The organism is Lysobacter sp. Root983, from assembly GCF_001429345.1.
Taxonomy (GTDB): Bacteria; Pseudomonadota; Gammaproteobacteria; order Xanthomonadales; family Xanthomonadaceae; genus Lysobacter.
The window spans coordinates 185657-201911 of the sequence record NZ_LMJO01000016.1; the positions used below are offsets into that span (position 1 = coordinate 185657).

The 16255-nt window shown below is 68.9% G+C and carries 18 protein-coding genes and 1 tRNA gene; 3 read left to right on the top strand and 16 right to left on the bottom strand.

What is annotated here, in order from left to right:
• Positions 1-25: 25 nt before the first annotated feature.
• A complete protein-coding gene (locus ASE43_RS13065; protein ID WP_057160794.1) occupies positions 26-751 on the top strand; it encodes an alpha/beta hydrolase in 726 nt (241 codons plus the stop codon).
• Positions 752-801: 50 nt separating this feature from the next.
• Here ASE43_RS13065 and ASE43_RS13070 read toward each other — a convergent pair whose 3' ends face one another.
• The gene (locus tag ASE43_RS13070) at positions 802-2301 is read right to left on the bottom strand and encodes a PLP-dependent aminotransferase family protein (protein ID WP_057160795.1); all 1500 of its coding nucleotides are present in this window, start codon (positions 2299-2301) and stop codon (positions 802-804) included.
• A gap of 153 nt (positions 2302-2454) precedes the next feature.
• On the opposite strand from ASE43_RS13070, the gene ASE43_RS13075 reads away from it, so the two are divergent.
• On the top strand, positions 2455-2874 hold the full coding sequence (locus tag ASE43_RS13075) for a nuclear transport factor 2 family protein (RefSeq protein WP_057160796.1): 420 nt from the start codon (positions 2455-2457) through the stop codon (positions 2872-2874).
• A 52-nt stretch (positions 2875-2926) separates the two neighbouring features.
• On the top strand, positions 2927-3802 hold the full coding sequence (locus ASE43_RS13080) for an MBL fold metallo-hydrolase (protein ID WP_162258792.1): 876 nt from the start codon (positions 2927-2929) through the stop codon (positions 3800-3802).
• An 87-nt stretch (positions 3803-3889) separates the two neighbouring features.
• Here the strand turns inward: ASE43_RS13080 and ASE43_RS13085 are convergent.
• The 15 genes from ASE43_RS13085 to ruvC form a co-directional block, all read right to left on the bottom strand.
• A tRNA-Lys gene (locus tag ASE43_RS13085) sits at positions 3890-3965 on the bottom strand.
• A 92-nt stretch (positions 3966-4057) separates the two neighbouring features.
• Positions 4058-4756, bottom strand: a complete 699-nt coding sequence (gene queC, locus ASE43_RS13090; protein WP_056182358.1) for a 7-cyano-7-deazaguanine synthase QueC — start codon at positions 4754-4756, stop codon at positions 4058-4060.
• A gap of 121 nt (positions 4757-4877) precedes the next feature.
• On the bottom strand, positions 4878-5555 hold the full coding sequence (queE, locus tag ASE43_RS13095; RefSeq protein ID WP_057160798.1) for a 7-carboxy-7-deazaguanine synthase QueE: 678 nt from the start codon (positions 5553-5555) through the stop codon (positions 4878-4880).
• A gap of 165 nt (positions 5556-5720) precedes the next feature.
• Entirely contained in the window at positions 5721-6560 is an 840-nt protein-coding gene (gene ybgF, locus ASE43_RS13100; protein WP_057160799.1) for a tol-pal system protein YbgF, read from the bottom strand.
• A 15-nt stretch (positions 6561-6575) separates the two neighbouring features.
• The gene (pal, locus tag ASE43_RS13105) at positions 6576-7118 is read right to left on the bottom strand and encodes a peptidoglycan-associated lipoprotein Pal (RefSeq protein WP_056182367.1); all 543 of its coding nucleotides are present in this window, start codon (positions 7116-7118) and stop codon (positions 6576-6578) included.
• 82 nt (positions 7119-7200) lie between these two features.
• Complete coding sequence (tolB, locus tag ASE43_RS13110; RefSeq protein WP_057160800.1) at positions 7201-8514, bottom strand: Tol-Pal system beta propeller repeat protein TolB; 1314 nt, start codon at positions 8512-8514, stop codon at positions 7201-7203.
• Between the two features lie 124 nt (positions 8515-8638).
• Positions 8639-9583 carry a TonB C-terminal domain-containing protein gene (locus ASE43_RS13115; RefSeq protein WP_057160801.1) on the bottom strand — a complete coding sequence of 315 codons (945 nt, stop codon included), beginning with the start codon at positions 9581-9583 and terminating at the stop codon, positions 8639-8641.
• A complete protein-coding gene (tolR, locus tag ASE43_RS13120; RefSeq protein ID WP_056182375.1) occupies positions 9580-10029 on the bottom strand; it encodes a protein TolR in 450 nt (149 codons plus the stop codon). Before tolR ends, ASE43_RS13115 begins: the two co-directional genes overlap by 4 nt.
• Before the next feature lie 95 nt (positions 10030-10124).
• A complete protein-coding gene (gene tolQ, locus ASE43_RS13125; protein WP_057160802.1) occupies positions 10125-10904 on the bottom strand; it encodes a protein TolQ in 780 nt (259 codons plus the stop codon).
• A 37-nt stretch (positions 10905-10941) separates the two neighbouring features.
• Positions 10942-11376 carry a tol-pal system-associated acyl-CoA thioesterase gene (gene ybgC, locus ASE43_RS13130; protein WP_235568746.1) on the bottom strand — a complete coding sequence of 145 codons (435 nt, stop codon included), beginning with the start codon at positions 11374-11376 and terminating at the stop codon, positions 10942-10944.
• A 4-nt stretch (positions 11377-11380) separates the two neighbouring features.
• The gene (ruvB, locus tag ASE43_RS13135) at positions 11381-12409 is read right to left on the bottom strand and encodes a Holliday junction branch migration DNA helicase RuvB (protein WP_057160805.1); all 1029 of its coding nucleotides are present in this window, start codon (positions 12407-12409) and stop codon (positions 11381-11383) included.
• A 68-nt stretch (positions 12410-12477) separates the two neighbouring features.
• The gene (locus tag ASE43_RS13140) at positions 12478-12969 is read right to left on the bottom strand and encodes a cupin domain-containing protein (RefSeq protein ID WP_057160806.1); all 492 of its coding nucleotides are present in this window, start codon (positions 12967-12969) and stop codon (positions 12478-12480) included.
• Positions 12970-13095: 126 nt separating this feature from the next.
• Entirely contained in the window at positions 13096-15060 is a 1965-nt protein-coding gene (locus ASE43_RS13145) for a potassium transporter Kup (RefSeq protein ID WP_056182388.1), read from the bottom strand.
• 36 nt (positions 15061-15096) lie between these two features.
• Entirely contained in the window at positions 15097-15687 is a 591-nt protein-coding gene (gene ruvA, locus ASE43_RS13150; protein ID WP_056182392.1) for a Holliday junction branch migration protein RuvA, read from the bottom strand.
• 34 nt (positions 15688-15721) lie between these two features.
• A complete protein-coding gene (gene ruvC, locus ASE43_RS13155; RefSeq protein ID WP_056182394.1) occupies positions 15722-16249 on the bottom strand; it encodes a crossover junction endodeoxyribonuclease RuvC in 528 nt (175 codons plus the stop codon).
• Between the last annotated feature and the right edge of the window lie 6 nt (positions 16250-16255).

A 16255-nucleotide genomic window follows, 5' to 3' on the forward strand; every position in this document is an offset into this window, starting at 1 on the left:
ACGCCAACATCCACAGGAAGCCCTCATGAGCCACCCTTCGCACCACGCCGATCCGCATGCCGCCAGCGCGCCCACCGGCGCCACCTTCGTGCTCGTGCACGGCGCCTGGGCCGGCGCCTGGGCCTGGGCGGGCGTGTCCGCGCGCCTGCGCGCGCGCGGGCATCGCGTGCACGTACCCACCCTCAGCGGCCTGGGCGAACGCTCGCACCTGCCCGGCCACGTGATCGACCTGGACACCCATATCGACGACGTGGTCAACGAGATCCTCTGGAACGACCTCGACGGCATCGTGCTGGTCGGCCATTCCTATTCCGGTTTCGTGGTCACCGGCGTGGCCGAGCGCATCGCCTCGCGCATCGCTTCGATCGTCTACCTGGAGGCCTTCATCCCGGAGGACGGGCAATCGTTCGCGGACCTGGCCACCTGGATGGACCCCTCTGTGCCGATGACGCCGGTCCCGCCCTCTTCGCCCGGCGACTACCTGCGCGAAAGCGACCGCGCCTGGGTCGACGCCAAGGCCACGCCGCAACCCACCGGCAGCTTCACCCAGAAATTGCGCGTCGGCGGCGCCTATCGCGACCTGCCCAAGAAGGCCTTCGTGCTCGCCACCGGCTGGGACGGCCCGTTCGCGCAGGCGCTGCAAAACGCGCGCAGCACGCCGGGCTGGAGCGCCTACGAAATCGACTGCGGACACGACGTGCCGGTCGACAGGCCGGACGAACTGGTCGCGATCCTGGAAGCCTGCGCCTGAGTCGCAGGCGCCGAACGAGAGCGGCTCCGGGATCGCTCCCGGGCCGCCTCTCAACCGCGAGCGATCTCCGCCAGCACCTTGGACAGCGTCTGCACGCCGCGCACGATGTCCGCCTCCGGCACCCCGCCGAACCCCAGGACCAGACCGGGGTCGCGGCTGTCGGCGACATAGCAGCTGGAGAGCGCGATCGCGCTGATGCCGCGGGCACGGGCGCGCCGCACGACTTCGGCGTCGTCGTAACCCGCCGGCAGCCGCGCTGTCAGGTGCATGCCCGCGTCCGCGTTGACGATGCTCAACACGCCGCTCAGACGCGCCTGGATTTCCGCGACCAGCGCATCCCGACGGCCCTGGTAGATCGCGCGCATGCGCCGCACATGGCGGGCGAAATGCCCCTCGCACAGGAAGTCGGTCAGCACCAACTGGTCCAGAGTCTGCGGAAACAGATCCAGGGCCAGGCGCTGGGCGATGAAGGCTTGCACCAGCGACGGCGGCGCGACCAGATAACCGATGCGCAGCGCCGGGAACAGCACCTTGCTGAAGGTGCCGGTGTAGATGACCCGATCCGCGCCGTTCATGCCTTGCAATGCGCCGAGCGGGCGGCTGGAAAAACGGTAGTCGCTGTCGTAGTCGTCCTCGACGATCCAGGCCCGGTGACGCCGCGCCCAGTCCAGCAACGCCAAGCGTCGCGACACGTTCATCGAAACGCCTAGCGGATACTGATGCGACGGCGTGACGTAAACCGCGCTGGCGCCATCCTTGGCGGGGCGCATCGCCTTCACCGCCAGCCCCTCCGCATCCACCGGCACCGGCCGCACCGCCGCGCCGGTCGCGCCCAACGCCGTTCGGGCGCCGGGGTAGCCGGGATCCTCGAAATAGAGCGTGTCCCCCGGCTTGAGCAACACGCGCGCGCACAGATGCAGCGCCATCTGCGATCCGGCCACGATCAGCACCTGACTGGCATCGCAGGCCACCGCCCGCGCGGTGCGCAGGTAGTCGGCCACGGCATGACGCAGCGGCAGGTAACCGGCGGGATCGCCGTAGGCCATCGATTCGGCCGACATGCCGCGCGCATGTCGCGTGACCAAGCGCGCCCATAGCCGGTTCGGGAACTGATCGAGCGCGGGCAGGCTGACCCGGAATGCACCCAACTCGGCTTTTCGCTCCTGCGCCCGCGCTGCCTCGGACGATGCGGTCGCGGTTGCGGTAGCGATCGCGCGGCGACGTGGATTGCGCGGGTGCGCGGCGCGCGCGCCCGGCGTGGCCGCGGCCGGCAGCTCGTGTATGGACGAGGCCACGAAGGTCCCCGAGCCCGAGCGCCCTTCCAGATAGCCCTCATGCAGCAATTGCTCGAAGGCGGTCAGCACCGGCAGCCGGGAAATGCCGAGTTCCAGGGCCAGCGCCCGGGTCGAGGGAATCCGTTGCCCGGCGCGCAGGCGGCCCTCCAGTATCGCCACACGGTATCCGTCGTAGATCTGGCGATAGAGCGGTCGCGCATCCGCCGCTACGGCGACGAAGGGAACGAAGGTCTCGCGTGCGGACCGCTTGCCCAAGTGGTTATCCACGAAACAGGCCTAGTGGTCATTGTGTCATAACCGCCTGGACGGCACTTTGAGCGCCACGCCCACGCGACGCCGCGCAGGGCGGCCAGGCAAGCCACCAACCGTGGCACCCGCCAAGCCCGCTATCGATCCACGGAGACCGTCATGACACTAGCCGCGCTTCTGCTCGCATTGGGCCCATCGCCGGCGCTGGCCGCCGAGCTGCCGCCGGATCTGGCCCAGGCGGTGGCGGCCTACGACCGCGCGCAATTCGACAACGACGTCGCCACGCTCGCGCGACTCGTCGACAACGACTACGTGCTGGTGAATTCGAACGCGTCGGTGGAGGACAAGCGGCAATTTCTCGCCGACTTCCATCTGCCCGGATTCAAGATCGAGCCCTACACGATCGAACAACCGGTGCGGAAGGTCTGGGGCGACGGCGCGGTGATCGGCGGACTGGTGAACCTGCGCTGGACTCAGGACGGCACGCGGCAGACGCGCCGGCTGCGCGTGGCCTATGTCTGGGCCAAGCGCGACGGTCGCTGGCTGGCCACTTACGCGCAGGTGACGCGCGTCCCTTGAACGCCACGCGCCGAGATGTCGCTCGACGCAGTCCGCTATGGAGTCGCCCCTCATGTCGCTCATGAAATCGCTCGCCACGCTGTTGACGCTCGTCGCTCTGGCGGCGGGCGCCTACAGCCCGGCCGCGTCGGCTCAGCCCGCCAAACCGGCCTACCGGACCACCGAGGTCGCGCCCGGCCTGTACAGCTTCGGCGCCGGCATGGCCTTCAACGCCTTCATGGTCACCGACGAGGGCGTCGTGGTCATGGACAGCTTCGACCAGGACTTCGCCGCCGCCTCGCTGGCGGCCATCCGCAAGGTGACCGACCGCCCCATCCGATACCTCATCTACTCGCACAACCACTACGACCACATCAGCGGCGGCGCGGTGTTCAAGGCGGCGGGCGCCACGATCCTCAGCCACGCGACCAGCGCCGATTGGCTCAAGCGCCACCCCAGCCCGGATGTGGTCCCACCCGACGAAACCTGGTCCGGGGCCAGGTCGGAATTGAAGCTGGGCAGCGGCCGAATCGAGCTGCTGTACTTCGGCGAGAACCACGGCGCAGGCATGACCGTGTTCCGGTTTCCGCGCGAGCGCACGATCTACACCGTCGACCTGGTGGTGCCTAAGCGGGTGGCCTTCGCCTACATGCCCGACTTCGCTCCGCGGGAATGGGAACGCACGCTGGCCGAGATGGACGCGCTCGACTTCGATCGGGTGATGTACGCCCACAACGCGCCGGTAGGCCCCAGGACCAGCGTGGCGGATCAGCTGCGATTTCTGCGCGACCTCAGAGCGGCGATCGCCGCCGAACTCGAACAGGGCACGCCGTTCATGCAGATTCCCGACACGGTGAAACTGCCGCAATACGCGCACTGGGACGGCTACGAGGCCTGGCTGCCCATGAACGCCTGGCGGGTCCTGCTGGAGATCGCGATGGGCGTGTGAGGGCCTCGCCAGCGCAGGCCTCTTGCGCGCTCGGCCAGAGGCAAAAAAGCGAAACGCCCGGGATCGCTCCCGGGCGTCTTGCGTATTTGGTGGGCCGTGTAGGATTCGAACCTACGACCAAAAGATTAAAAGTCTTCTGCTCTACCGACTGAGCTAACGGCCCGGTGCAACGCCGGCAACGCGCCGGAGTCGGACATTCTAACAAGCCCTAGTCGCGGAGTCAGGCCCCGGCTCTGCGCGGCCCGGCCAGGCGGTTCAGACGTAGCGCGTGGGATCGGCCACGCCGGCGGCGGCGAAGCCGTCGGCGCGCAGGCGGCAGGCGTCGCAATGGCCGCAGGCGCGGCCCTCGTCGTCGGCCTGATAGCAGGACACGGTCTGGGCGAAATCCACGCCCAGGCGCAGGCCCTCGCGCACGATGTCGGCTTTGCTCATGTACTGCAGCGGCGCGCGCACGCGCAGGCCCGCGCCCTCGACGCCGGCCTTGGTGGCCAGGTTGGCCAGGCGCTCGAAGGCCTCGACGAACTCGGGGCGGCAGTCGGGGTAGCCCGAGTAGTCGACTGCGTTGACGCCGCAGTAGATATCGGCCGCGCCCAGCACCTCGGCCCAGCCCAGCGCCACCGACAGCATGATGGTGTTGCGCGCCGGCACATAGGTGACCGGAATGTCGTCCTTGGCCGCGTCCACGCCGACCGGGTGGTGGTCGGTGTCCAGCGGCACCGAGATCGCCTCGTCGGTCAGGGCCGAGCCGCCGATGCTGCGCAGATCGACGTTGACGGTCTTGTGCGCGACCGCGCCCAGGGACTGGGCCACGCGCGCGGCGGCGTCGAGCTCGGAGGTATGGCGCTGGCCGTAGCGCACGCTCAGCGCATGCACGGCATAGCCTTGCTCGCGCGCGATGGCGATGACGACGGCGGAGTCCATACCACCGGAGACGAGGACGACGGCTTTTTTCATTTCGGGATTCGAGATTGGGGATTAGGGATTGGTCGGAGCGGGCGATGGGAAGAACGCAGAATCCGGCGGAGTCGGAAGCCGCTGTTGCGAATCCCGAATCCCCAATCCCCAATCCCGGCCGTCAACGCCCCGGCTCGTCGTTCCAAAGAATCTTGTGCAGCTGCAGCTGGAAACGCACCGGCAGGCGGTCGGCGACGATCCAGTCGGCCAGGTCGCTGGGTTTGATCTGGCTGAAGCTGGGCGAGAACAGCACGTCGCAGACCTCGGTCAGGCGATGCTGCGCGACCACGTCCTTGGCCCAGTCGTAGTCCTCGCGGCTGCAGATCACCAGCTTGACCTGGTCGCGCGCGGTCAGCAGGGCCAGGTTGCTCCACAGGTTGCGGTGCGCTTCCTTGGAATCCGGGGTCTTGATGTCGAGCACGCGCGACACGCGCGGGTCGACCTCGGCGATGTCGATCGCGCCGGAGGTCTCCAGCGACACCTCGTAGCCGGCGTCGCACAAGCGCTCGAGCAGGCCGATGCAGCGCTTCTGCGCCAGCGGCTCGCCGCCGGTCACGCAGACGTGGCGCGCACCGTGGCCCGCGACCTCGGCCAGGATGTCGTCCATCTGCCACCACTGGCCGCCGTGGAAGGCATAGGCGGTGTCGCAGTACTGGCAGCGCAGCGGGCAGCCGGTCAGGCGCACGAACACGGTCGGCCAGCCGATGCTGCGGGCTTCGCCTTGCAGGGACAGGAAGATTTCGGTCAGCCGCAGGCGCTCGGGCGACGCCAGGGCCGCGTCGGTCGATACGGCGTTCATGCGCCTAGTTTATCGGAGCCGGACCCCGCCGGCCCGAACGGCGCTGGAATGCTGCGGCGCGCGAGCGCGACGGTGGGCCAGGTCGGCAACCCGCAGGCCGCCGGCGATCCGCTGGGCGCGGTCGCGGCTTACGCCGCTCCTACGGGGAGCGGCTTGGCGCCCGGCTCAGCGCAGGCGGCCGAGCTGGAGCGCGTTGAGGCGGTCGGAGGCCGCGCGCGCGGCGTCGGTGCCGGGGAAACGCGCGACCACTTCGCCCAGGGTGCGTTCGGCGGCGTCGATCTGGCGCAGGCCCTGCTGGGACAGGCCCAGCTTGAGCAGCGCGCCCGGGGCCTTGTCGTGGGTCGGGTAGCGCTCGTACAGCGACTGGAACTGGACCAGCGCGAGCTGGTAGTTCTGGGTCACGTAGTAGCTCTCGCCCAGCCAGTACAAGGCGTTGGGCGTGTAGGTGCCGTTCGGGTAGGTCTCGATGAAGGCCTGGAACATGCGCGCCGAGTCGGCGTAGAGGCCGGCCTTGAGCGCGTTGAAGGCGATGTCGTAGGCGCTGCGCTCGTCGGCGCTCTGGGCCACCGCGCCGGGATCGCCGTAAACCGCCGGCGGGCGGTCCTGGGCGGCCGCATGCGCGGCCGGCGGCGGCGCTGCGACGGTGGGCGCGGCGGGCTTGGGCGCGGCGGCGGCCGGCGCGGAGGCCGGGGCCGGCGGCGCCCCGCCTTCGAGCTGGTTGAGGCGGCCGTCCAGGTCCAGGTACTGGTTCTTGCTGGACTGCTGCAGCTGCTGGTTTTGCTGCTGCAATTCCTCGACCTGCGAGCGCAGGGCCTGCAGTTCGGACTTGAGCTGGGTCACCTGATTCAACAGGTCGACGTTGGCCTGATTGTTGGCCGCGCGCTGCTCCAGCACCGCGACGCGGTCGGCCAGGCTGGCGCGTTGGGCGTAAGCGGGGGCGGCGGCCGCGAGGGCCGCCGCTCCGCAGACGATCGAAGCCGCTAGGGTCTGTGCGAACGTGCGCATCGATCGTGGGTCCGATTACTTGGCGGTGTACACGATCTCGACGCGACGATTCTTGGCCCAGCAGTCCTCGTTGGAGTCGGTGCAGACCGGGCGCTCTTCGCCGTAGGAGGTCACGGTGATCTGGCTGCCCGAACCGCCGTTGGCCTGGATCGCCGAGGACACCGCATTGCCGCGGCGCTCGCCGAGGCCGAGGTTGTACTCGCGGCTACCGCGCTCGTCGGCGTTGCCTTCCAGGGTCATGCGCGAGGACGGACGGTCGCGCAGGTACTTGGCGTGGCAGCCCACGATGGCCTGGAATTCCGGCTTCAGGCTGTCCTGATCCAGATCGAAGTAGACCACGCGCTGACGCAGGCAGGCGTCGGTGTCCAGATCGTTCGGGCCGTACGCGCCCGAGGCGACCGGACCGCCGCCGTCGGACGGCTGGGTGGTGCCGGTGTTGCCGGTGCCGCTGTCGGTCGGCGGAACTTCCTTGACCTTCTTCGAGCAGGCGACGGCGAGCGTGCAAAGCAGTGCAGCGAGCACGACCTTGCCGACGGTGGCGGGAGCGATCTTGTTCATGGGTTTTCCTCGTCTGGTGGAACAGGGGGCAGGATTAGCGGACAACAGGTGCCGGGGGATCGATTAGGGAGAGGGCGCGGATTCACTGCGGCGTGCGGTAGGGACCCCACGCCGGTTCGCGCACGTCGCCGTCGTCCAGCACCACGCGCTCGCGCACGCGCGCGTCGGCGGAAACCGAATACAGCACGCCGCGGCGGCCTTCGCGCGCAGCATAAATGATCATGGCGCCGTTCGGAGCGAAGGTCGGGGACTCGTCCAGCGAGCCCGGCGACAGCGTGCTCCAGCGCGCCGAACCCAGGCTGCTGTCCATCATCGCGATGCGATAGGTGTTGCCCGCGCCCTGCGCGACCGCGATCTTCTTGCCGTCCGAGGACACGCTGGGGGTGGCGTTGTAGCTGCCCTGGAAGGTCACGCGGGTGGCGCCGCCGCCGCTGGAGGCGACCTGGTAGATCTGCGGCTTGCCGCCGCGATCGGAAGTGAAATAGATCTTGCTGCCGTCGGCGCTCCAGGTCGGCTCGGTGTCGATGCCGAAATGGTTGGTCAGCTGGGTCAGCGCCTTGCTGCCCAGGTCCATCACGTAGATCTCGGGGTTGCCGCTGCGCGACAGGGTCAGGGCCAGGCGGCGGCCGTCCGGCGAGAACGACGGCGCGCCGTTGATGCCGCGGAACTTGGCCACCAGCTCGCGGCTGCCGGAGCTGATGTTCTGGATATAGATCGAGGAATTGCCGCCCTCGAAGCTCACGTAGGCCAGACGATTGCCGTCCGGGCTCCAGGCCGGCGACAGCAGCGGCTCGGGCGAGCGCACCACCGGCTGCGGATTGAAGCCGTCGGAGTCGGCGATCTTGAGCACGTAGTCGGCGCCGCGGCCGGTGCCGTTGGCGGTGACGTAGGCGATGCGGGTGTAGAAGGCGCCGCGCACGCCGAGGATCTTCTGATAGATCGCGTCGGCGATCTGATGGGCGGCGTCGCGCACCACGTTGGCGCGCGCGGTGTAGGCGAAGCCGGCCAGGCGCTGCTGCTTGGCGACGTCGAACAGTTCGTACTCGATGCGGTAGGCGCCGGCACCGCCGTCGACCACGCGCCCGACCACGATGTAGTCCTGGTTGATCGCGCGCCATTCCGGATAGTTGATGTCGCTGCCGCGGCTGGGCTGGCTGGCCATGCGCTCCACCGGCAGGCCGCGGAACTGGCCCGAGCGGTTGAGGTCGTCGCGGATCACCTTGGCGATATCGGTGCTGGGCGCGGTGCCGGCGCCCTGATACGGCATAGGCACCACCACGATCGGCAGCGCCGCGGCCTTGCCGCCGACGATATCGACATCCAGCCCCTGGGCGGCGGCGGAGAACGGAAGCAGCAGCGCGAGCAGCGCGGCCAGCCAGGACAGGGGTCGGTTCATCGGCACTCCATTACGGGTCATTCGGACGCGGGCACTTGTTCAGCTTGGGATTCTTAACAGTTTGGAGGTGAACGCCGCCTCAAAGCTGAACGAATTCAGGCTGAACCGCCCAATCAGGCCCGATTTACTGGTCCTGGGCGGTGAAATTGAAGTTGAGCTGGCGGTTGAACACCTTCTCGAAGCCCGCGTAAGGCAAGGGCTGGGCCTTGAGCACGGCGGCCTCGATCGAGCGCCGGGCCTGCTCGTCGTAGGAACACGGCGACGATACCTGCACGTCGATGACGGTGCCGCCTTGGAGCTGGCGGATCACGAGACGGCATTTGGCGCCCAGCGGCACGCTGTCGGGTCGGGTCCACTTGGCCAGGATCGCCGCCTGCAGCGCAGCCTGGTAGGCCGCCATCAGGCCGGGATCGCCCTGGCCACCCGCGCCGGGGGTGGGCTGGTTGGCGTCGGCCTGGGCCGAGGAGGCGTTGCGGGCCTGGGCGTCGGCGAGCTGCGCCAGCCGCTGCTCTGCCAGGCTGGCCTCGCGCGCGGCCGCGGCGCGCTTGCGCCGGATGTCCTCGAGCTGCTTCTGGCGCTCCAGTTCCATCGCGGTCAGGCGCTGCTGGCGCTGGATCTCCAGCTGGCGCTCCTGCTCGGTCAGATCGACCTGATCCTGCTGGCGCTTGGCCTCCTGCACGGTCTGCTCGGTGGCCTTGTTCGGGGTCGGGGTGTCGACCACCTGCTCCTGGACGCTGTCGTCGGGTACCGGGATGAAGTCCTGCGGCGCCTGCTGCTGCGGGGTGGGCGCGTCCTGCGGGATCGGCTCGGGCTCCGGCTGCGGCAGCGCGTCCTCGGGCTCGGGCTGCGGCAACGGATCCTGCACCGGCGCGACCTTGCTGCGCAGGGTGCGCTGCATCGCCGCCGACAGGTCGGAGGCGTCGGTCAGTTCGGTGGCCATGGGCGAGCCGCCGCCTTCCGGCGCGCCACCCCACTGCAATGCGCTCAGCAATAGCGCCACGATCAGCAGCCCGTGCAGCGCCAGGGCCAAACCGACGGCTTGCGCGGTGTCGGCTTTGGTTTCCCTCATCGGGCTTTGCTCTTCTCGGGCTGGCTGATCAGGCCGACTTTCTCGACCCCAGCGCCCTGCAGGATGTTCATCACGTCCATCACGCGCTGGTAGTTCGACTGGCCGTCGCCGGCCACGTAGACCTGGACCTTGTCCTTGCCGTTTTCGGCGACCAGCGCGCTCATGCGCGTGCGCAGGGTCTGCGCGGTCACGCCTTCCTTCTTGTCGGCCTTGACCGCCAGGAAGTAGTTGCCGGCCGCGTCGACCTGCACCACCACCGGATCGTTCTTGGTCTCGATCGACTTGGCGTTGGAATTGGGCAGATCGACGTCGATGCCCAGGGTCAGCAGGGGCGCGGTGACCATGAAGATGATCAGCAGCACCAGCATCACGTCGATGTAGGGCACGACGTTGATTTCGGCCTTGAGTTTGCGCTTGCGATGGCGGCGCGCGGAGATGCCGGACATGGCCTTACCTCTCTTTCTTTACGAGGCCTTCCGCGGGGGCGGAAGGCGCAGGCGCGAGTACGCGCTCGGGTGCGGATGCGTGCGGAGGGCCCGCATCAGCCTTCGTCGAGGTGGGACTGCCGTTGCAGGATCGAGGAAAACTCCTCGGAGAACGCGTCGTAGCGCACCGACAGGCGTTCCACGCCGGTGGCGAAGCGGTTGTAGGCCCAGACCGCCGGGATCGCCACGAACAGGCCCATGGCGGTGGCCAGCAGCGCCTCGGAGATGCCCGGGGCGACGTCGGCGATGCCGACCTGCTTGGTGGTCGAGATCAGCGAATGCATGGTGACCATGATGCCGAACACGGTGCCGACCAGGCCGATGTAGGGCGAGGTCGAGCCGATGTTGGCCAGCAGTTCCAGGTTGTGCTCCAGGCCGTCGAGCTCGCGCGAGCCGGTCGCGCGCATCGCGCGCTGGGCGCCTTCGAGCTGGGCGCGCGCATCCACGCCGCGACGCTGGCGGATGCGGTTGAATTCGCGGAAACCGGCTTCGAAGATCGCCTCCAGGCCGCCGACGCCGCGGCCGCGCTCGGTGGTGCCGGCATAGAGCTTGCTCAGCTCGGCGCCCGACCAGAAACGCTCCTCGAACTGATCGGCCTCGTGCTTGGCGCGCCGGATCACCTTCCACTTGCGGAAGATGATGATCCAGGAGGTGACCGAGGCCAACACCAGCAGGGCCATGATGAACTGCACCGGCAGGCTGGCGTCGCGCAGCAGCGCCAGCAGACTGAAGTCGCCGCCCGCGGCGGCGGTCGCGGCCTGCGTCACCGCGCTGGCGGCCTCTTCCGGCAGGGCTTCCACGGTCGTGGCCAGTAGCGCGATCAACGATGACGTCATGCTTGTTTCTCCGTAGCCCGCAACACGGGCCTGATGGTTACGTTGGTTCTTGCGGCGCCGGGGTGACCAACGCTTGCAGCGGCTCGTACAGCGCCGCCGGAATCGGGCGCGGGCGGAAGTCCCGCGGGTCCAGTGCGGCCAAGCGCACCGTCGCCGTGAACAGACGCTCCTCGCCGCGGTGGATGGCCTGCGCGAACACCAGGCTGGCGCGGCGGCACTCGCGCAGTTGCGCCGACACCGACAGGGCGTCGTCCAGGCGCGCGGGCTTGAGGAAGTCGATCTGCATCGCGCGCACCGCGAACACCAGCTCGAACTCCAGCCGCAACCGCTCCTGGCCGTAACCCTGCGCACGCACCCATTCGCTGCGCGCGCGCTCCAGAAACGCCAGGTATTGCGCGTGGTAGACCACGCCACCAGCGTCGGTATCTTCCCAATAGACGCGTGTCGGCCAACTGAACGCCGGTGCAATCACTCGCTCAATCCTCTTCGAAAAGCCCGACGGCATTGGCTTTGGGCCTCAGGCCGACGTGCCGGTAGGCCTTGGGCGTGGCCATGCGGCCGCGCGCGCTGCGGACCAGATAGCCCTGCTGGATCAGATAGGGCTCGATCACGTCCTCGAGCGTGCCGCGCTCCTCGCTGAGCGCGGCGGCCAGCGATTCCACGCCCACCGGGCCGCCGTCGAAGGACTCGATGATGGTCAGCAGCAGGCGCCGATCGAGCTCGTCGAAGCCCTGCGGGTCGACCTTGAGCATGGCCATGGCCGCGTCCGCGGTTTCGCTGTCGATGCGCCCGTTGGCGCGCACCTGGGCGAAGTCGCGCACGCGCCGCAGCAGGCGGTTGGCGATGCGCGGGGTGCCGCGCGAGCGCTTGGCGATCTCGGCCGCGCCCTCGGGCACGCAGTCGATGCCCAGGATCTGGGCCGAGCGGCGCACGATCTTGGTCAGCTCCTCGGCGCTGTAGAACTCCAGGCGCTGGACGATGCCGAACCGGTCGCGCAGCGGCGCGGTCAGCAGGCCGGCGCGGGTGGTGGCGCCGATCAGGGTGAAGGGCGGCAGGTCGAGCTTGATCGAGCGCGCCGCGGGGCCCTCGCCGATCATGATGTCGATCTGGTAGTCCTCCATCGCCGGATACAGCACCTCCTCGACCACGGGCGAGAGGCGGTGGATCTCGTCGACGAACAGCACGTCGTGCGGCTGCAGGTTGGTCAGCAGCGCGGCCAGGTCGCCGGCCTTCTCGATCACCGGGCCCGAGGTCTGGCGCAGGTTCACGCCCAACTCGTTGGCGATCACGTGGCTGAGGGTGGTCTTGCCCAGGCCGGGCGGGCCGAAGATCAGGACGTGGTCCAGGGCCTCGCCGCGGCCCTTGGCGGCCTCGATGTAGATCTTGAGCTGCTCGCGGACCGGCTGCTGGCCCAGGTACTCGTCCAGACGCTTGGGCCGGATCGAGGCCTCCAGGGCCTCGTCCTCGCGGGTCGCGCCGGGGGCGATGATGCGGTGGTCGGTCATGCGCCTATGTTCGCATGGCCGCGCGCGAGCCGCCCACGGCGCGGCGCACGTTCCGGCGACGCGGCGGTTCAGGCGTCGACGAAATGCACGTCGTAGCGCTGCGGCGCCTCGTCCAGCGCGCGTGGGTCGGCCTCGCCGCGCAGGATTTTGGGCAGCAGGCGGAAATAGTCGAAACGGTCCACGCCCGGGGTCAGGGTGACCAGGACGTCGGCGACCGCGTCGGGGCCGGCGCCGAAGGAATGCACGACGCCGGGCGGGATCACCACCAGGCCGCCGCGCTCCACGCTCACCGCTTCGCCGTCGACGACCATGCGCAGCACGCCGTCGAGCACGTAGAAGGCTTCGCTGGAACGCGCGTGATAGTGCGGCTTGGCGCCGGCCGCGCCGGCCTCCAGACGCAGGCGATTGGCGCCCAGCGCGCCGCAGCAGTCGCTGGCGTCGGCGAGCAGCCACAGGCGGCTGCCGTTGCCGGCGATGATTTCGGCGTCGCGCTCCTGGACCAGGTAGGCCTTGGGCTGGGAGGACGCATCGGGATCGGATACCGCGCTGGCGTTCGACATCGCCGGGTCTCGAGGGGAGGAGCGCTCGAGGCTAGGCAGCCGCGCGCGGCGCGGCAATCCATGCGCTGGAAGGCTCATTCCCGTCCCGCCGCGCGCATCGCAGCGTTGCGCGGCCGGGCTTGCGGATCAGATTTCGACCTGCGCGCCCAACTCGACCAGGCGATTGCCCGGAATGCGGAAGAAGCCGGTCGCCGGCGCCGCGTTGCGGTGCATGAAGGCGAACAGGCGGTCGCGCCAGATCGGCATGCCGCGGTGGCGGCTGGCGACCACGGTCTCGCGGCTGGCGAAATAGGTGGTGTCCATCGGATCGAAGTAGATACCGCCCGCGTCGCAGGAGCGCATCAGCGCCAGCGGCACGTCGGGCACTTCCATGAAGCCGAAGCGGATCAGCACGCGGTAGAAGTCGTCGCCGATGGCCTCGATCTTGAGGCGTTTCTCGCGCGGCGCGTGCGGCACGTTCAAGGTTTCCACGGTCAGGAACACGTTGCGTTCGTGCAGCACCTTGTTGTGCTTGAGATTGTGCAGCAGCGCATGCGGGACCACGCCCTTGTCGGCGGTCATGAACACCGCGGTGCCGGGCACGCGGATCGGCGGCGCCAGCATCAGGCCGGGCAGGAAGCTGTCGAGCTGGATGCCTTCCTTGCGCACCTCGTCGTGCAGCAGCTCGCGGCCGCGGCGCCAGGTGCGCATCACCGTGAACACGGTCAGGCCCAGCACCACCGGGAACCAGGCGCCGTCGAAGAACTTGGCGCCGTTGGCGACCACGAAGCCGACGTCGACGATGAAGAACACCACGCACAGCGGCAGCACCCAGGCGCGCCAGCGCGGCCACAGCGAGCGCGCGACCAGGGCCAGCAGCAGCGTATCGATCAGCATCGTCGCCGACACCGAAATGCCGTAGGCCGTGGCCAGCGCGGTCGAGCTGCGGAAGGCCAGCACCACCGCGATCACCGTGATCGCCAGGATCCAGTTGATGTAGGGCACGTAGATCTGGCCGATGGTGTCGTGCGAGGTGTGCTTGATCTGCATGCGCGGGATGTAGCCCAGCTGCATGGCCTGGCGCGCCACCGAATAGGCGCCGGTGATGACCGCCTGCGAGGCGATCACCGCCGCCATCGTCGCCAGCACGATCATCGGGTATAGGGCCCAGGACGGCACCGCCTCGAAGAAGGGATTGCGCACCGCGTCGGGGTGGCCGAGCACGAACGCGCCCTGGCCCAGGTAGTTCAGCATCAGGCAGGGCAGCACCATGATGTACCAGGCGTAACGGATCGGGCGCGCGCCGAAATGGCCCATGTCAGCGTACAAGGCTTCGCCGCCGGTCACCGCCAGCACCACCACGCCCAGGATCAGCACCGAGTGCAGGCCATGGTCGATGAAGAAGCGCGCGCCCCAAATCGGGTTCAGCGCCTGCAGCACTTCCGGCGCGTCGACGATGTTGTGGATGCCGATCGCGGCCAGGGCCAGGAACCACAGCACGGTGATCGGGCCGAACACTCGGCCGACCTTCTCGGTGCCGAAGCGCTGGGCCAGGAACACCATCACCAGGATCACCACGGTGATGGGCACGATGAAACGGTGCAGGCCGGGCGCCGCGACTTCCAGGCCCTCGACCGCGCCCAGCACCGAGATCGCCGGAGTGATCACGCTGTCGCCGAAGAACAGCGAGGCGCCGAAGATGCCGAGGATGCCGACCACATAAGCCGAGCGCCCGCCCTTGGCCAGGGTGCGCTGGGCCAGGGTCATCAGCGCCATGATGCCGCCCTCGCCCTCGTTGTCGGCGCGCATGATGATGGTCACGTACTTCAGGGTGACCACGATCATCAGCGCCCAGAACACCAGCGACAGAATGCCCAGCACGGTGTCGTGGAACGCGGCCGGGGTGATGTGCGGACCGATCAGGCCGAAGTGCGGCGAGAACGCCTCCTTCAGGGTGTACAGCGGGCTGGTGCCGATGTCGCCGAAGACCACGCCGATCGCGCCCACGACCAATCCGGCCAAGCCCTTGCTGCCATGGCCGTGGCCGTGACCCTGGGCGTCATGGGACTTCTTGCGCGGCTGCGCATTGGCGGAAGGAACGGTGGAAGCCATGGTGCGTGTGCTCCGGGCGGGGTGTCCGCCGTGGGCTCAGCGAAGCGCGGACTTTAGCGCTTTGCGGATGATGGCGGCGGCGTCGTCGCCGGCGGCGGTGGCATCGCGCGCCATGCGCGCGGCCTCGGCGGGCTTGTAGCCCAGTTGCTGCAGGGCGACGGTGGCCTCGCTCTGCGGGTCGGCGGGCACGCCGTTGCCGCCGAGGACGGCGCCGGAGCCCACAAAATCGCCTGCGCGATCGCGCAGCTCGACCACCATGCGTTCGGCGGTCTTCTTGCCGATGCCGGGGATGCGGGTCAGCGCGGTCACGTCGCCGGCCTGGACCAGGCGCGCGAACTCCTCCACCGGCACGCCCGACAGCACGGCCAGCGCGATCTTGGCGCCGATGCCGCTGACCTTCTGCACGTCGCGGAACAGACGGCGCTCGGTCTCGCGCAGGAAGCCGTACAGCGAGACGCTGTCCTCCTTCTGCGCGTAGTGGGTGAACAACGCGACCTCGCGCCCCAGTTCGGGCAGGTCGTAGAAGGTGCTCATCGGCGCTTCCAGCTCGTAGCCGACGCCGTTGACGTCCACGACGATCCAAGGGGGCGCCTTGTGCACCAGGATGCCTTTGAGACGACCGATCACGGACACACTCCCCTGGGATGACGGTACGGCGCGCTCACGTGCCGCGCCTGCGCAGTTGCGCCGCGGTCAGGCCGGTGCGGGCGGCGGTAGCACTCATATGCGCATGCGTCAGGGCCACCGCAAGGGCGTCGCCGGCGTCGGCCTGCAGCTTCATTTGCGGCAGGTTCAGCAGCAGACGCACCATGTGCTGGACCTGTTCCTTGTCGGCCGCGCCGCGGCCGACCAGCGACTGCTTGATCACGCGCGGCGCGTATTCGCTGATCGGGATGCGCCGGCGCACCACCGTCGCCAGGGCGGCGCCGCGGGCGTGGCCCAGCTTCAGCGCCGACATCGCCGATTTGTCCATGAACACCGTTTCGATCGCGACCTGCTGCGGCTGCCATTCGTCCAGCGCCGCCTCCAGGCCTTCGCACAGCAAGCCCAGCCGCGACGGGAAGTCCTCGGCGTCGAGCAGCTTCAAGGCATGCGCGTGCACGTAGGTGCAGCGGCCGTCGGCCGCGACGTCGATGACGCCCAGGCCGGTTCGCTGGGAACCGGGGTCGATGCCGAGGATGCGGATCACGCAGGC

Excerpts from the sequence above, each read along its gene's own strand:
- ybgF (WP_057160799.1), bottom strand. The coding sequence starts at position 6,560 with ATGCGCACGTTCGCACAGACCCTAGCGGCTTCGATCGTCTGCGGAGCG.
- ASE43_RS13115 (WP_057160801.1), bottom strand. The coding sequence starts at position 9,583 with ATGAGGGAAACCAAAGCCGACACCGCGCAAGCCGTCGGTTTGGCCCTG.
- ASE43_RS13080 (WP_162258792.1), top strand. The coding sequence starts at position 2,927 with ATGTCGCTCATGAAATCGCTCGCCACGCTGTTGACGCTCGTCGCTCTG.
- ASE43_RS13140 (WP_057160806.1), bottom strand. The coding sequence starts at position 12,969 with ATGTCGAACGCCAGCGCGGTATCCGATCCCGATGCGTCCTCCCAGCCC.
- queC (WP_056182358.1), bottom strand. The coding sequence starts at position 4,756 with ATGAAAAAAGCCGTCGTCCTCGTCTCCGGTGGTATGGACTCCGCCGTC.
- tolB (WP_057160800.1), bottom strand. The coding sequence starts at position 8,514 with ATGAACCGACCCCTGTCCTGGCTGGCCGCGCTGCTCGCGCTGCTGCTT.
- queE (WP_057160798.1), bottom strand. The coding sequence starts at position 5,555 with ATGAACGCCGTATCGACCGACGCGGCCCTGGCGTCGCCCGAGCGCCTG.
- ASE43_RS13075 (WP_057160796.1), top strand. The coding sequence starts at position 2,455 with ATGACACTAGCCGCGCTTCTGCTCGCATTGGGCCCATCGCCGGCGCTG.
- tolQ (WP_057160802.1), bottom strand. The coding sequence starts at position 10,904 with ATGACGTCATCGTTGATCGCGCTACTGGCCACGACCGTGGAAGCCCTG.
- tolR (WP_056182375.1), bottom strand. The coding sequence starts at position 10,029 with ATGTCCGGCATCTCCGCGCGCCGCCATCGCAAGCGCAAACTCAAGGCC.
- ASE43_RS13145 (WP_056182388.1), bottom strand. The coding sequence starts at position 15,060 with ATGGCTTCCACCGTTCCTTCCGCCAATGCGCAGCCGCGCAAGAAGTCC.
- ruvB (WP_057160805.1), bottom strand. The coding sequence starts at position 12,409 with ATGACCGACCACCGCATCATCGCCCCCGGCGCGACCCGCGAGGACGAG.
- ASE43_RS13065 (WP_057160794.1), top strand. The coding sequence starts at position 26 with ATGAGCCACCCTTCGCACCACGCCGATCCGCATGCCGCCAGCGCGCCC.
- pal (WP_056182367.1), bottom strand. The coding sequence starts at position 7,118 with ATGAACAAGATCGCTCCCGCCACCGTCGGCAAGGTCGTGCTCGCTGCA.